The sequence below is a fragment of the Xylanimonas oleitrophica genome (assembly GCF_003244315.1).
GTDB classification, from domain to species: Bacteria; Actinomycetota; Actinomycetes; order Actinomycetales; family Cellulomonadaceae; genus Xylanimonas_A; species Xylanimonas_A oleitrophica.
In genome coordinates, this window is record NZ_QKWH01000001.1 from 180,753 (window position 1) to 195,586 (window position 14,834).

The following is a 14,834-nucleotide window of genomic DNA, read 5'->3' on the forward strand; positions in this document are numbered from 1 at the left end:
CTTGCCGGGACTCGGAGCGCTGGGCCCGAAGCCGCCTCGATCCTAACCAGGCACGTCGTGCCGGCGGCGCCGGGCAGGTCCCCTTTTCGCCGAGGGCCGACACCGGTGTCGGTGGCCCGTGATCGGATGTGCCCATGACCCCGACCGCCGCACCACGCCTCGTGCTGCCCGCGCACGCCGCGGCGGCGGACGTCGTGCTCGACCCGTCGCAGCGTGCGGCGGTGGAGACGGCGGCGTCCGCCCCCGCCACGCTCGTGGTGGGCGCGCCGGGCACCGGCCGCACGACCGTCGCGGCCACCGTCGCCGTCGAGGCGGTCACGACCTGGGGCCTGGAGCCCGCTCGCGTGCTCGTGCTGGCGGCGTCGCGCCGCTCGGCGGCCCGGCTGCGGGACCAGGTCGCGGCGGCGTCGGGCCGTACGCTCGGCGCGCCGATGGTGCGTACGGCGGCCTCGGCCGCGTTCGCGGTGCTCCGTACGCGGGCGGGCGCTCTCGGGGAGGCGGTGCCCACCCTGGTGTCGGGCCCGGAGCAGGACCTCGTGCTCGCCGAGCTCCTGGCGGGCCACCTCGAGGGGGAGGGCGCGCCCCTGGTGCTGCCGCCCGGCCTCCCGGAGGACGCCCTCGGCCTGCGCGGCCTGCGCCAGGAGCTGCGCGACCTGCTGATGCGCGCGGCCGAGCGCGGCGTCGGCCCGGTGGAGCTCGACGCGCTGGGGCGCCGGCACGACCGTCCCGAGTGGGTCATGGCCGCGCAGCTCTACGAGGAGTACCTGGACGTCACGGCGCTGCGGCTCGGAACGCCCGACGCGGGAGCCCGCTACGACCCGGCGGTCGTGGTCGACGAGGCGGCCCAGACGCTGGCCGCGTGGGAGGCGGAGGTGCCCGGCGTCCCCAGGCCGGAGTGGGACCTCGTCGTCGTGGACGACTACCAGGAGGCGACGGTCGCCACGGCCCGCCTGCTGCACGTGCTGCACGACGCGGGGGCCCGGCTCGTGCTCCTCGCCGACCCCGACTCGGCCGTCCAGGGATTCCGCGGGGCGACGCCGGGGCTCGTGGGCCGTGCGGCGGCGCCGCCGCGCCCGTCTGGCCCCGCGGAGGCCGGGGTGCCCGCCGCGCTGGGGGCGTTCGGCGCCGACGTCGTCGTGCTGGGCACCGTGTGGCGGCAGCACGCCGCGCTGCGCCAGGTCACGCGCGAGGTGACCTCCCGGATCCCCACCGTCGGCGCGCCGTTCCAGCGCGGGGCGGAGGCCGGGGCCGCGGAGCCCGAGGCGTCGGCGGGCGGGCCGCCGGCAGGAGTCGCCGTGGCCGTCCTGTCCGGAGCGGCGCAGGAGGCGGCGTACGTGGCCCGCGAGCTGCGCGTGGAGCACCTGCTGCACGGCACGCCGTGGGAGCGCATGGCGGTCGTCGCACGCAGCGGAGACCGGCTCGCGTCGCTGCGCCGCGACCTCGTGGCGGCCTCGGTGCCCGTCGCGCTCCTGGGCTCGGACGTGCCGCTGCGCGAGGAGCCCGCCGTCGCACCGCTGCTCGCGGCGCTGCGCGTGTGCGCCGCCGCGCCGCCCGGCAGCCTCGACGCGTTGCTCCACGAGCTGACGGCGGGATCCCCGGGGGATACCGATGACGCCGATGGCCCGCAGGCGCCGGACGCTACCGACGACGCGAGGGAGGCGCGCTCCTCGGAGGACGAGCGGCGTTCTCCGGGGGGCGAGCCCCCGGCGAGCCCCGAGCCGTACCCGCTGCTCGACCCGGACACGGCCGCGGCCCTGCTCACCTCCCCGGTGGGCGGTCTCGACGCCGTCGGGCTGCGTCGCCTGCGCCGCGCGCTGCGGGCCGAGGAGCTCGCGAGCGGCGGGGGGCGCTCCTCCGACGCCCTGCTGGTCGAGGTGCTCGGCGACCCCGCGCGGGCCGCGACGCTGCCGTCCGCCGTGCGACGAGGGCCCGTGGCGGTCGCGCGGGTGCTGGCCGCGGGGCGCGCGGCGTCGACCGAGCCTGGCGCCACGGCACAGACGGTGCTGTGGGCCGTGTGGGCGGCGACCGGCCTGGCCGATCGGTGGCGTGACGCGGCGCTCGCGGGCGGCCCGGCGGGTGTCCGGGCCGATCGTGACCTCGATGCCGTGCTGGCGCTGTTCCGTGCGGCCGAGACGTACGTCGACAGGATGCCGGGTGCGCCGGTCGCAGCGTTCGTCGACTACCTCTCGTCGCAGGACCTGCCTTCCGACTCCCTGGCCGCCGCGGCGTCGGGCGCGCACGCGGTCGAGGCGCTGACCCCCGCCGGCGCGGCCGGCCGGGAGTGGGACTTCGTGGTGGTCGCCGGCGTGCAGGACGGCGTGTGGCCGGACCTGCGCCTGCGGGACTCGCTGCTGGGCTCCCAGGCCCTGGTGGAGCTGCTGTCCGGACGGTCCGAGGACGCGCACGGTCTGGGACCGGAGGCCCGCAAGCAGGTGCTGGCCGACGAGCTGCGCGCGTTCGCCGTGGCGACGTCACGCGCACGGCGGCGGCTGCTCGTCACCGCGGTCGAGGACGCGGAAGAGGCGCCGAGCGTCTTCTGCGACCTCGTGGTGCCCCCGGGAGAGGACGGCGGCGCGGACGGCCGCGACCCGCGACGGGTCGAGGTCGGTGCCCCGCTCGACCTGCGCGGCGTCGTGGCCACGGCGCGTGCCGAGCTCGTGCGCGCCGTGGCCGGCGGGCCGGGCGGGCTGAGCGCGCCGGGTGCCGGCGCGACGCCGGGCGGGACGCTCCCCGCCGGGCCGGCGGGAGCGCGGGACGGCGGCCCGACCGCCGTCGCCGCGGTGCTGCTGGCCGACCTCGCCGCGGCGGGCGTCCCGGAGGCGGACCCGCGCACCTGGTACGGGGTCGCCGGGGCGTCGAGCCAGGAGCCGCTGTGGGGAGAGGACGACACGGTGCCGGTCTCGCCGTCCAAGGTCGAGACGGTGACCACCTGCGCGCTGCGGTGGGCGTTCGAGTCCGCGGGCGGCACCGCGGCGGAGGACACGAGCCAGACGCTCGGGACGCTCGTGCACGCCATCGCCGAGGATCTCCCGGTGGCCTCGCTCCACGAGCTGCGCGCCGAGCTCGACCGCCGGTGGCCACAGCTCGCGCTGCCCGACGGATGGCCTGCCCGGCAGCTGCGGCAGCGGGCCGAGCGCATGGTGGAGCGGCTGGCGCAGTACACCGCGGAGACGGGCCGCCCGGTCGCCGTCGAGGCGGAGCTCGACCTCGAGGTGGGGCGGGCCCGCCTGCGCGGCAAGATCGACCGGGTCGAGGACGCCGGTGACGGATCGGTGGTGGTGGCCGACCTCAAGACGGGGCGCAGCGCACCGAGCAAGGAGAAGGTCGCCGAGCACGCCCAGCTCGGCGCGTACCAGCTCGCCGTCGAGGGCGGGGCGCTGGACCTTCCTGAAGGGACGCGCAGCGCGGGCGCCCGGCTCGTGTTCGTGGGGACCCCCACCGTGGGCCCTACGGTCAGGACGCAGGCCGCCCTGTCGCCAGCGCCCGACGGGTCGAGCTGGGCCAGCGCGCTGGTCGAGGGTGCCGCGGACGCGATGGCGGCCGCCCGGTTCGACGCCCACCCCAACGACCTGTGCCCCATGTGCCCGGTGCGCCGGTCGTGCCCGCTGCAGCCCGAGGGAAGGAACGTGATCCCGTGAGCGAGCGAGCCGGACAGCACGGTGCGCGTGGTTCGTCGTGCGCACCCGGAGCGGAGCGAGGACGAGCATGAGCAGCGAGGAGGAACAGCTCTGGCTGGACCTGGGCGCTGTCGCCGCCGGGTCCGAGCCCGTCTCCGCGCAGGGCGGGGCGCGGCTGGACGACTGGTCGGCGCTGGACGGCGGACCCGGTGGCGCGGGCACCGGTGGCAGCCTGCCGGAGGACGCCGAGGGTGCCAGGCTCTCGGCGCGGGAGATCGCCCGCCTCGTCGGCCGGCCGGAACCGACCGACGAGCAGGTCGCGGTGATCGAGGCGCCGCTGGAGCCGACGCTCGTGGTGGCGGGCGCCGGGTCGGGCAAGACGGAGACCATGGCTGCCCGTGTCGTGTGGCTGATCGCCAACGGACTCGTGGAGCCGGAGCAGGTGCTGGGCCTGACGTTCACGCGCAAGGCCGCCGGTGAGCTGCAGGTGCGGGTGACCTCGCGCCTGGCCCAGCTGGCGCGGGCCCGGGGCCGTGCCGGCGGCGCCGCCGACGCGACGATCGACCTGCTGGCCCGCCCCACGGTGGCCACGTACAACGCGTACGCTGCCTCCCTGGTGACGGACCACGGGCTGCGGCTCGGTGTCGAGCCGGGGTCGCGCCTGCTCGGCGAGGCCAACCAGTGGCAGCTGGCGGCGCAGCTCGTCGAGTCGTGGGACGAGGACCTGGGCACCGACCGTGCCGTCTCTGGCGTGATCGGTGCGGTGATCGGGCTCTCGGGCGAGCTGGGCGAGCACCTGGTGGGGGTGGACGAGGCCCGCCAGGCGCTCGACACGATGCTCGAGCGGCTGGAGGCGCTGCCGCTGGGGCCTCGGCAGCGCAAGCGCACCGGTGACGTCGAGAAGCTGGTCGCCGCGGTGGCCGAGCGCCGCCGGCTCCTGGATCTCGTCGCCGAGTACCGGCGCCGCAAGCGCACCGCCGACGCACTGGACTTCGGCGACCAGATCGCGTTCGCCGCCGAGCTGGCGCGGACCGTGCCGCAGGTCGGGGCCATCGAGCGCTCCCGGTTCCGCGTGGTGCTGCTCGACGAGTACCAGGACACCTCCTACGCGCAGGTGGAGCTGCTGGCCGGGCTGTTCGGCGGCGGGCACGCGGTCACCGCGGTGGGCGACCCGCACCAGTCGATCTACGGCTGGCGCGGAGCCTCGGCGTCGGGCCTGGCCCGCTTCCCCGAGCGGTTCCGGCGGGCCGACGGCGTCCCGGCGGGGGTGCGCTACCTGTCGACGTCGTGGCGCAACGACGCCGCGGTGCTCGCCGCCGCGAACGTGGCCTCGGCGCCCCTGCGGGGGGCGACCGACGTCGGTGGCACGGCCCGTGTCGAGGTGCCGCCGCTGGACCTGCGCCCCGGGGCGGGCACGGGGGTGGTGGCCGCGCAGGTGGCCAGCACGCTCGAGGAGGAGGCCGAGGTCGTGGCCGAGTGGGTGGCGGCACGGTGGCGCCCGGGCAGCCACCCGGGCGGCCGCACCACGGCGGCCGTGCTGTGCCGCGCCCGTTCCCAGTTCCCGGCGGTCGAGGTGGCGCTGCGCAAGCGTGGCCTGCCTGTCGAGGTGGTCGGCCTGGGCGGTCTGCTCTCCACGCCCGAGGTGGTCGACGTCGTCGCGCTGCTGGAGGCGGTGCACGACCCGTCCCGCGGCGACTCCCTGCTGCGCCTGCTGACCGGGCCGCGCGTCAACCTGGGCGCCGCGGACCTGCACGCTCTCGGGTCCTGGGCCCACGACCTCGCCCGCGCGGACGACCCCCGGCGGGCGGCTGCCGGCGCGGCCCGGACCGGGGACGACGCGGAGGCCGAGGGGCGCCCGGTCGACGCCGACGAGGATCCCGCGGTGGTGGAGGGCGACGTCGTCGACCACCGCTCGCTGGTGGACGCCCTCGACGACCTGCCCGCCCCCGGGCGTCCCGCCCGCGACGGGCGGGTGCTGAGCGCCGAGGCGCACGCGCGCCTGACGGCGCTGGGCCGGGTGCTGCGCGGGCTGCGCGGCCTGACCTACCTCTCGTTGCCCGAGCTCGTCGTGCAGGCGGAGCGAGCGCTCGGCCTGGACGTCGAGGTGGCCACCGCGGAGGCGGTCGCAGCACTGACCCAGCACGCCGAGGGCGTGAGCCGGCGCGGCCGGGAGCACCTCGACGCGTTCCGCGACGTGGCGGCGACGTTCGCGCAGTCCGCGGACATCGCCACTCTGGGCGCGTTCCTCGCCTGGCTGGGCGTGGCGCAGAACCAGGAGCGCGGTCTGGACATGCCGGTGCGAGAACCCGACCCGGACGCCGTGCAGGTCATCACCGCCCATGCCGCCAAGGGGCTGGAGTGGGACGTCGTGGCCGTGCCCGGGATGGTCGACGGGGTCTTCCCCACCATCGCGGAGTCCTCGAACGGGCAGCGGACCGACAGCGGCTGGCTCACCGAGGCCGGTTCGCTGCCGTACCCGCTGCGCGGTGACGCCGACGACCTGCCCGCCTTCCGCTGGGAGGCGGCAGCCGACACCAAGGACCTGGTGACGCTCCGCGACGAGTTCCGTGCGGCGTGCGGGGAGCATGCCCTGTCGGAGGAGCGGCGCCTGGCCTACGTGGCCTTCACCCGGGCCCGGCGCGAGCTGCTGCTCACCGCCCACTGGTGGGGCACGGGCAGCAAGCCGCGCAGGGTCTCGCCGTTCCTCACCGAGCTCGCCGAGGCCGGTCTGGTGAGCGCCGACGGCTGGGCCGCGGCGCCCGAGCCGGACACCACCAACCCGCGGGACGACGTCGAGCAGGTCGCCACCTGGCCCGCGGCCGACGACGTCGAGACCGCCACGCCCCGCCAGGTGCTGCGCGCGACCGCCGGCCTGGTGGAGGCCGCCGCCCACGCCCGCCCCGACGTCCCCGCCGGGGAGCTGACCGCTCCCGCCGACGTGCTGCACGACGGGGCGGGCCACGACGTCGTCGAGCTCGCCCGCATGCTGCTGGCCGAGCGTGACGAGCGCACCGGCGGCGAGGTCGAGATGCCCGCCCACGTCTCGGCGTCGGGCCTCGTGCGGCTCGCGACGGACCGCGACGCGTTCGCCCTCCAGCTCCGCAGGCCCGTGCCCTCGCAGCCCACGGTCCACGCCCGGCGAGGCACCCGGTTCCACGAGTGGGTGGAACGGTGGTTCACGTCCTCCTCGCTCGTCGACGTCGAGGACCTGCCCGGCGCGGACGACGGCGACCTGCCCGACGACGCCGACCTCGACGCCCTCCAGGAGCGTTTCATGGCGAGCGAGTGGGCTGGGCGCACCCCGGTGGCCGTCGAGCAGGACGTCGAGACGCCCCTCGCCGGTGTCATGACGCGTTCCCGCATGGACGCCGTCTTCACCGACCCCGAGCGTGGACCCGACGCCGTGGTGGTCGTGGACTGGAAGACCGGCCGTCCGCCCACCGACGCGACCGCCCGTGCGGCGCGCGAGGTGCAGCTCGCCGTGTACCGGCTGGCATGGTCGCGCTGGAGCGGGCTGCCCCTCGAGAAGGTCTCGGCCGCGTTCTGCTACGTGGCGACCGGCGAGACCGTGCGGCCCGAACGGCTGCTGGCCGAGGAGGAGCTGGAGGCCCTGATCCGCGGCGAGCGTGCACCCGCCTAGATCCCCCCGGCCGGCGTCTCAGCAGGACGCCTGGGCGCTGCGGCTGCGGTTCTGCTGCTGCGGGCCGGGGCCTCCTGCCTGGGCCCCTCAGGCGGTGTCGTCCTCGCGGGTGGCCTCGTCCAGGTCCGTCAGCATCGCCACGGCGTCCTCCACGACGTCGTCGAGGTGGTGCCGCACGCCGTGCAGCAGCCAGCGCGCCAGGGCCAGCTCACCCACGAGCAGCGCCCGGTCCACGAGCCGCGGGTCCTGCAGCTCGGTGCGGCGCAGCTGGTACGCCTCCATGATCGAGTCCACCGCCTCGGGAGGGGCGGCCACCAGCAGCCAGGCGAGGTCGTCGGCCGGGTCGGCGACGCGGGCGTCGGACCAGCCGGTGACGGCCGCGACGCGCGACCCGGTGACGAGCACCTGGTCTGCGGCGAGGTCGCCGTGCACGACGACGGGCCTGAACCGCCACAGGGCGACGTCCTCGAGCGCGGCCTCCCAGCGCCGCAGCAGCGCCGTGGGCACCCGTCCGGTGGCGGCGGCCTCGTCCAGCTCGACGAGCCGGCGCTCGCGGTACTCCTCGGCGGTGTACGAGGGCAGCCCGCACGACTCGACGACGGAGACGGGCAGCTCGTGGACGGCGGCGAGGGTGCGGCCGATGTCGGCGGCGAGCCCGGGCCCGGGGGTGAGCGACTCGATGTCGAGCGCCGTCCCGGACAGGTGCTTGTGCACGACGGCGCGCCCGCCCTCGGGCAGCGGTGCCGACCCCGCGGTGCGGGGCACGGCGAAGGGCAGCACGCCGGCCTCGTGGTACAGGTGGAGCGCCTCGAGCAGCTCTGTCTCGGCCTCGAGCGCGGCGCCGGCCATGGTGGAGCGTGGGGCGCGGACCTCCCACTCGGTGCCGTCGGCCGCCGTGACGACGGCGACGTCGTAGTCGCCGGGCACCTCCTCGGAGCGGACCGACCGGGCGTCGAGGCCCGGCACGGCCGCCGTGGAGAGCGCGGCGAGCGTGAGGGGTGAGCGTGGCACCCGTTCACGGTAGCGGCGTCGCGGGGGTGCTGGGGACTCCGGGGTGGTGTGTCGGTGCCCGGGTTACGGTCAGGTAGTGGCCATCCCTCTGCCTCCCGTGCCCGCCCTGGACCTGCCGCTCGCCCGTGCGGTCCACGACCGTGCCGCCGAGCGCCGTGAGGAGGACCTGCTCCCGCGCCTGCACCGGGACCCGGCGACGCGGGTGCTGGTGATGCACGGCGACCGGTTCGCGGTGGCGGGTCCGTCACGGCTGGTGGTGGTGCCTCCGACGGGGCTGCCGGCCCCGGCGGACGCGGGGCCGGCGCCGCAGCCGCGGCCGGACGCCGCGGACGAGCCGTCCGACGTCGTGCGCGACGCCCCGCCGGCGCAGGAGCCGCCGTCGTGGCTGTTCCTCGGCACGCACGACGGCGCGGCCTACGTGGTGCTGGCGCTGCCCCCCACGGCGGACGCGCTGGCGGTGCTCGACGGCGTCGAGAGGCTCGCGGGTCATGCCGCGCAGGGGGCGGACGGCTGGCTCGGTCTGCGAGGGCTCGAAGGGCTGGACGAGCTGCAGCAGGGGCTGGCGACGGAGGCGGTGGCGCTGGTCAACTGGCACGCGGTGCACCGCCACTGCCCGCGCTGCGGGGCACCGACCCAGGTGCGCCGCGCGGGGTGGGTGCGCTGGTGCCCGGTGGAGGAGCGCGAGCTGTACCCGCGCACCGACCCGGCGGTGATCATGGCGGTGGTCGACGACGCGGACCGGATCCTGCTGGGGCACGCGGCGCACTGGCCGCCCGGGCGCTACTCGACGCTGGCCGGGTTCGTGGAGCCGGGGGAGAGCCTGGAGCAGGCGGTGCGCCGCGAGGTGGCCGAGGAGGTGCGGGTCACGGTGGCGGACGGGCCCGGGGACGTCGTCTACCGCGGCTCGCAGGCGTGGCCGTTCCCGGCGTCGCTGATGGTGGGCTTCCGCGCGCGGGTCGCGGGGCGGGCGGGCGACGTCGCGCCCGACGGCGTGGAGGTCACGGCGGCACGCTGGTTCACGCGGGCGGAGCTGCTGGCGGCGGTCGAGGCGGGCGATGTGCTGCTGCCGGGCCGGGTGTCCATCGCGCGGGCGCTGATCGAGGAGTGGTACGGCGAGGAGCTGCCGTCCACCTGGTGAGCACCGCGCCTCGACGTGGCGCGCACCCCGAACGTTGTGGGCGGGAGACTCGCCGCAGGACCGAGGGTTCTGCGGCGAGTCTCCCGCCCACAACGGGGTGAGGGGGCGTCGTCAGACGGCGAGGGCCTTCTTGACGTCCTGCAGCGACGGGTTGGTCGCCGCCGAGCCGTCGGGGTACACGACCGTCGGGACCGTCCGGTTGCCGCCGTTGACCTGCTCGACGTACTCGGCCGTCTCGGGCTGCTCCTCGATGTCGATCACCTGGTAGCCGATGCCCTCGGAGTCGAGCTGGGTGCGCAGCCGGCGGCAGTAGCCGCACCACGCCGTCGAGTACATCGTGATGGTGCCGGGCGCGGGGAGCGTGGGCTGGGCGGTCATGCGGTGGTCCTCCCTGGGGACGGTGGGCTCGCGGTGTCGGGCGCGGCTGCAAGAATCGCAACCGATGTCCACCCAGACCAACTCTTCTCTGCCCGCAGGCCATCCCGACGCGATCCTCGAGGCGCTCGACCCCGAGCAGCGGGAGGTCGCCACCGCGCTCAGGGGGCCTGTCGTCGTGCTCGCGGGCGCCGGGACGGGCAAGACCCGCGCGATCACGCACCGCATCGCCTACGGGGTGCGCACGGGCGTGTACAAGCCGACGTCGGTGCTGGCGGTGACCTTCACGGCGCGTGCTGCGGGGGAGATGCGCACCCGTCTGCGCGAGCTGGGTGTCGCGGGCGTGCAGGCCCGCACCTTCCACGCGGCCGCGCTGCGCCAGCTCTCGTACTTCTGGCCGCGCGTCATCGGCGGGGCGCCGTCGCGCATCGCCGAGTACAAGGCTCCCGCCGTGGCGGAGGCGGCACGGCGCATCGGCATCAGCGTCGACCGCGTGGCGGTCCGCGACCTCGCCTCGGAGATCGAGTGGGCCAAGGTGTCCCTCGTCAGCCCGGACGACTACGTGCGCCGCGCCCTGACCGACGGCCGCCCGGCGCCCGCCGGGTACGACCTGCAGACCGTCGCCCGGCTGGCCACCGCGTACGAGGACGTGAAGAACGAGCGCGGCGTCATCGACTTCGAGGACGTGCTGCAGATCCTCGCCGGCATCCTGGCGGAGAACCGGTCGGTGGCCGACGAGGTGCGCTCGCAGTACCGCCACTTCGTCGTCGACGAGTACCAGGACGTCTCGCCGCTGCAGCAGTTCCTCCTGGACCAGTGGCTGGGGGACCGCAGGGAGCTGTGCGTCGTCGGCGACCCGTCCCAGACCATCTACTCGTTCACCGGCGCCACCCCGCGGTACCTGCTCGACTTCCGCCGGCGGTTCAAGGACGCGCAGGAGATCCGCCTGGTGCGTGACTACCGCTCCACCCCGCAGGTGGTGCACCTGGCCAACGAGGTGCTGCGCCGCGGCCGGGTGACCGGGGCGCTCGAGCTGCGCGCCCAGCGCCCCGCCGGCCCTCCGGTCGGCTTCACCACCTACGACGACGACGAGTCGGAGGCCGCGGGCATCGCCGCCCGGGCGGGCCGGCTCATCGCCGCGGGCACCCGCCCGAGCGAGATCGCGGTGCTGTACCGCACCAACGCGCAGTCCGAGGCCTTCGAGGCCGCCCTGTCCGACGCCGGGATCGGCTACCAGGTGCGCGGTGGCGAGCGGTTCTTCCAGCGCAAGGAGGTCCGCGACGCGATCGTGCTGCTGCGCGGCGCCGCCCGCTCCGCCGACCCGGACCAGCCGATGCCGGAGCAGGTGCGCGACGTGCTGACCACGGCGGGCTGGTCGGAGAAGCCGCCCGCCGCCCGGGGTGCCGCCCGGGAGCGCTGGGACTCGATGCAGGCCCTGGTGGCGCTCGCGGACGACCTCGCGCGTGCGCCGGGAGCCGACGGAGAGCCGGCGACGATCGCGACGCTGGTGGCGGAGCTGGAGGAGCGCTCGGCGGCGCAGCACGCCCCCACGGTCGAGGGTGTGACTCTCGCGTCGCTGCACGCGGCCAAGGGTCTGGAGTGGGACGCCGTGTTCCTGGCAGGGATGAGCGAGGGGCTCATGCCCATCTCGCTGGCGGAGACGGACGAGGCGGTGGCGGAGGAGCGCCGCCTGCTCTACGTGGGGGTCACCCGTGCGCGCGTGCACCTGGAGGTGTCGTTCGCCCGTTCCCGCAACCCGGGCGGGCGGGCGTCGCGCAAGCGCACGCGGTTCTTCGACGGGTTGTGGCCGGACGACCCTGCAGACCGCTCCCGCACGCCCCGGGCCAAGAAGGGGCAGGCCCGTGACCTGCTGACGGGCGAGCACGACGTCGCGCTGTTCGACGCGCTGCGCGAGTGGCGCCGCTCGGTGGCGCAGGAGACGGACAAGCCGGCGTACACGGTGCTGTCGGACGCGACGCTCGCGGCCATCGCGGAGATCCGCCCGACGTCCACGATGCAGCTCGCCCGCGTCAACGGCATCGGCCCTGCCAAGATCGACAAGTACGGCGAGTCCGTGCTCGCCATCGTCGCGCAGGCGGCCTCGGGGGCCTCCGACGGCGGCTCCTGAGAGCCGTTCCTGCGGGTGGCTCGCGGGGTCCTGCGGAGGGGCCGGAAAAAACACCCGAAAAAAGATGTGGCGCTCTGGGGGTGGCGGTCTATCCTCGGAGAGTCCTTGACCGGGGGCGCGCGCCGAGAGGTGCGAGCCCGAGAACAGTGAGGAGGTGGGTGCAGCGATGGAGATCTTGAAGAACACCGTGTCGACGAACGGCCTGAACGCGAGCTACGGCTCCCTGCGGACCGTTCCGTTCCGCATGCGTGGGCTGGTGGGCACGTCCGGCGTGGCAGGGGACACCTCTGCCCTGACGCAGCTTCACGGCAAGCGACCGGGACACGTCGATCTCGCTCTCGCACCCGACTCCGTACCCTGGGGGCAACCGGCTTAAGCCGGAACCAGGCCGCGGAGTCCACCCAGGATCCGCGGCCTTCGTCTTTTCGAGGACGGGAACCGGCCCTCACCGGGCCAGGTCACCGGGACCACTGGTACCACCAGAGGTCCACCGCAGGTCCTGAACGCACACAACGACGTTCGTTTGAGAACCTGACGGAGGACATCGTGCGTCTCGCGCACCTGCTGGACGAGCGGCACCTGGAGACGGCTCCCGGGACCGCCGCCTGGACCCCGCACCAACCCGTACCCACCGCGGCGGCCGACAAGGTCGCCTTCGACTCGCTGCTGCAGGGCATGCTGCCCTGCCGTACCAACGACCCCGAGCTCTGGTTCGCCGAGCACACCGCGCAGGTGGAGCAGGCCAAGGCGCTGTGCCGCACCTGCCCGCTGCAGGCCGGCTGCCTGGAGGGCGCGATCGAGCGCGCCGAGCCGTGGGGCGTGTGGGGTGGCGAGGTGTTCGTCGACGGCGCCGTCGTGGCGCGCAAGCGCGGCCGTGGCCGGCCGCGCAAGACGGAGCAGGCGGCCGCGGCTCCCGCGGCGACGGCGCCCTCGCCGGCGCCGTCGCCGTCGCCGGCCGCCGTGCCGGCCGTGAGCGCGGCCTCGGTCGTGCCCGCCGAGTCGCGGACGGCGGCCGCCTGAGCCTCACCCGGGATCTCCTGGGTGAGGCTCAGGCGCCGGCCTGGTGCTCATCCTGTCGACGGGGCCCCGCAGGGCCGAGCGCCCGTGCTGCCGGCCTCAGCGTCGTGCACCCGCACCGCGGGTGGGGTGGTACCCGCCGCACCTCGGGCAACGTCTCGGGCAGCGCCACCTCGAGCAGGGCCCCGGCCGACGTCGGCCGCAACCCGTCGAGGTGGGCGAGCACCTGGGCGCAGGCGAGGCTCGCCCCGGCTGCCGCGAGCGTCGTCTCCTGGGGCGGCTCGGTCCCTCCTCTGAGCTGTGCGGCCAGCGCGGGCCACACGGGGTCGTCGTCGGTGCGGTGCAGGTCGGCGCACCGCGCGCACGCGGTGGTGCCGGGCAGCACGAAGGGTCCGACGACGACGTCGGCCTCCCGCACGGTGACCGGCAGGTGCGGCACCCCCTCGCCGACGAGCCGTGCGTAGCGGGCGGGCGCGGGGGAGTGCGTCTCGACGAGCACGACGACGTCGGGAGCGCCGTCGGTCCGCACGCGGCAGCGCGGTGCCACCTGCGCCAGCGTGGCGGCGAGGGTCTCGTGACGAGGACGTCCGACGTCGCCGGGGCGGTAGGCGCCGAGCCCCAGGTCGGTGGTCTGCACGGGCGAGGCGTCCTGGAGCACGAGGGTGCCCACGCCCGCGGTGGCCAGGTGCAGGGCGACGGCGGCACCCGTGCGGCCGAGCCCGGCGACGCCCACGCACCGCCGAGCGCGGGTGGCGAGCGTCGCGCGACCGGCCCCGTCGGCGCGCAGGGCACCGAGCGTGGGGGAGTCGGCGGCGCCGTCGGCGGTCGCGGTCACGGTGGCGACCGCGGGGGGCTGCCGGTCGGTGGTGCCGGTGTGCTGGAGGAACCCGCCGTGGTGGAGCAGGAGGGCGATCTCGTCGCGGCGGCCGGGGTCGATGCCGCGGCGTCGGGCGGCGGCCGTCGGCGAGGTGTGGCGGCGGACGGCGAGCTCGCGGAGCCAGGCCACCTCGGCGTCGTCGAGACCGCCCACGCGCACGGCCCAGCGGGGGTCGGTGCCGAGCTGGACCTCGCCGTGGCCGCGGTCGAGCACGGGGGTGCCGGGCCGCAGCCGGACGTCGTCGAGCGGGGGCGCGGGGTGTGCGCGCCGGCCGGTGGGCGGTACGGCGGGTGCCGCCGGTGCCTGGGCGGCGGTCGTGGTGAGCGGGGGTGGGGCGGCCGGAGGCGGGGCGACGGGTGGCATGCGGTCAGCGTGCCAGTGCCTGCGGGCGCGGCTCGTGCGTCGTCCACAGCCCACGTGAGCCGCGTGCCGTGCGCGTCTCGATGTGTCTCTCACCACAACCTTGGGGTTTGTTAGGTACGGTCGGGGAGTGGCCCATGACGCGCCGGCGTCCGTCGAGACGTCCGTGGAGGTGCGCCGCAGCCGACGGCGGACCGCCACCGTGAGCGCCTACCGCGACGGCGATCGCACGATCGTCGCGATCCCGGCGCGCTTCTCGCGTGCCCAGGAGCAGGAGTGGGTCGCCAAGATGCTGGCCCGCCTGGAGCACAAGGAGCGCCGTCGGCGGCCGTCGGACGACGAGCTGGTGGCTCGGGCCCGGGACCTGTCGGAGCGCTACCTGGCGGGGGCGGCGCGGCCCACGAGCGTGCGCTGGTCGGCCAACCAGGGCCGGCGCTGGGGCTCGTGCACCCTGGTGGACGGCTCGATCCGCATCTCCACCCGGTTGCAGGGCATGCCGTCGTGGGTGCTGGACTACGTGCTGCTGCACGAGCTGGCCCACCTGCTGCACCCGGGGCACGGCCCGGAGTTCTGGCGGCTCCTGGAGGGCTACCCGCGCACGGACCGGGCGCGGGGGTTCCTGGAGGGCGTGAGCTTCGTCCAGGACGAGCCCCCGGGCGCCGACGTCTGAC

General features: G+C 76.1%; 9 protein-coding genes. 6 read left to right on the forward strand and 3 right to left on the reverse strand.

What is annotated here, in order from left to right:
- The first annotated feature begins 134 nt into the window (after positions 1-134).
- Together DNL40_RS00905 and DNL40_RS00910 are read left to right on the forward strand one after the other, a co-directional pair.
- Entirely contained in the window at positions 135-3,638 is a 3,504-nt protein-coding gene (locus DNL40_RS00905) for a UrvD/REP family ATP-dependent DNA helicase (protein WP_111249355.1), read from the forward strand.
- Positions 3,639-3,705: 67 nt separating this feature from the next.
- Positions 3,706-7,257 carry an ATP-dependent helicase gene (locus tag DNL40_RS00910; protein ID WP_111249356.1) on the forward strand — a complete coding sequence of 1,184 codons (3,552 nt, stop codon included), beginning with the start codon at positions 3,706-3,708 and terminating at the stop codon, positions 7,255-7,257.
- Positions 7,258-7,344: 87 nt separating this feature from the next.
- On the opposite strand, the gene DNL40_RS00915 is transcribed toward DNL40_RS00910, so the two are convergent.
- The gene (locus DNL40_RS00915; protein WP_111249357.1) at positions 7,345-8,268 is read right to left on the reverse strand and encodes a macrolide 2'-phosphotransferase; all 924 of its coding nucleotides are present in this window, start codon (positions 8,266-8,268) and stop codon (positions 7,345-7,347) included.
- Between the two features lie 76 nt (positions 8,269-8,344).
- Here DNL40_RS00915 and nudC point away from each other — a divergent pair, with 76 nt between their 5' ends.
- Entirely contained in the window at positions 8,345-9,406 is a 1,062-nt protein-coding gene (gene nudC / locus DNL40_RS00920; RefSeq protein ID WP_245885550.1) for an NAD(+) diphosphatase, read from the forward strand.
- 111 nt (positions 9,407-9,517) lie between these two features.
- On the opposite strand, the gene DNL40_RS00925 is transcribed toward nudC, so the two are convergent.
- Positions 9,518-9,784 (reverse strand): mycoredoxin, encoded by a 267-nt coding sequence (locus DNL40_RS00925; protein ID WP_111249358.1) that lies wholly within the window; start codon positions 9,782-9,784, stop codon positions 9,518-9,520.
- A 64-nt stretch (positions 9,785-9,848) separates the two neighbouring features.
- Between DNL40_RS00925 and DNL40_RS00930 the strand changes: the two genes are divergently transcribed.
- Both DNL40_RS00930 and DNL40_RS00940 read left to right on the forward strand, forming a co-directional pair.
- Positions 9,849-11,909, forward strand: coding sequence for an ATP-dependent helicase (locus DNL40_RS00930; RefSeq protein WP_111249359.1), 2,061 nt, complete (start codon positions 9,849-9,851; stop codon positions 11,907-11,909).
- 546 nt (positions 11,910-12,455) lie between these two features.
- On the forward strand, positions 12,456-12,929 hold the full coding sequence (locus DNL40_RS00940) for a WhiB family transcriptional regulator (RefSeq protein WP_281268404.1): 474 nt from the start codon (positions 12,456-12,458) through the stop codon (positions 12,927-12,929).
- 28 nt (positions 12,930-12,957) lie between these two features.
- Here the strand turns inward: DNL40_RS00940 and DNL40_RS00945 are convergent, their stop codons facing one another.
- Positions 12,958-14,166, reverse strand: a complete 1,209-nt coding sequence (locus DNL40_RS00945; RefSeq protein ID WP_111249361.1) for a ThiF family adenylyltransferase — start codon at positions 14,164-14,166, stop codon at positions 12,958-12,960.
- Positions 14,167-14,293: 127 nt separating this feature from the next.
- Between DNL40_RS00945 and DNL40_RS00950 the strand changes: the two genes are divergently transcribed.
- Positions 14,294-14,833, forward strand: a complete 540-nt coding sequence (locus tag DNL40_RS00950; protein WP_245885551.1) for a M48 metallopeptidase family protein — start codon at positions 14,294-14,296, stop codon at positions 14,831-14,833.
- Position 14,834 lies beyond the last annotated feature (1 nt).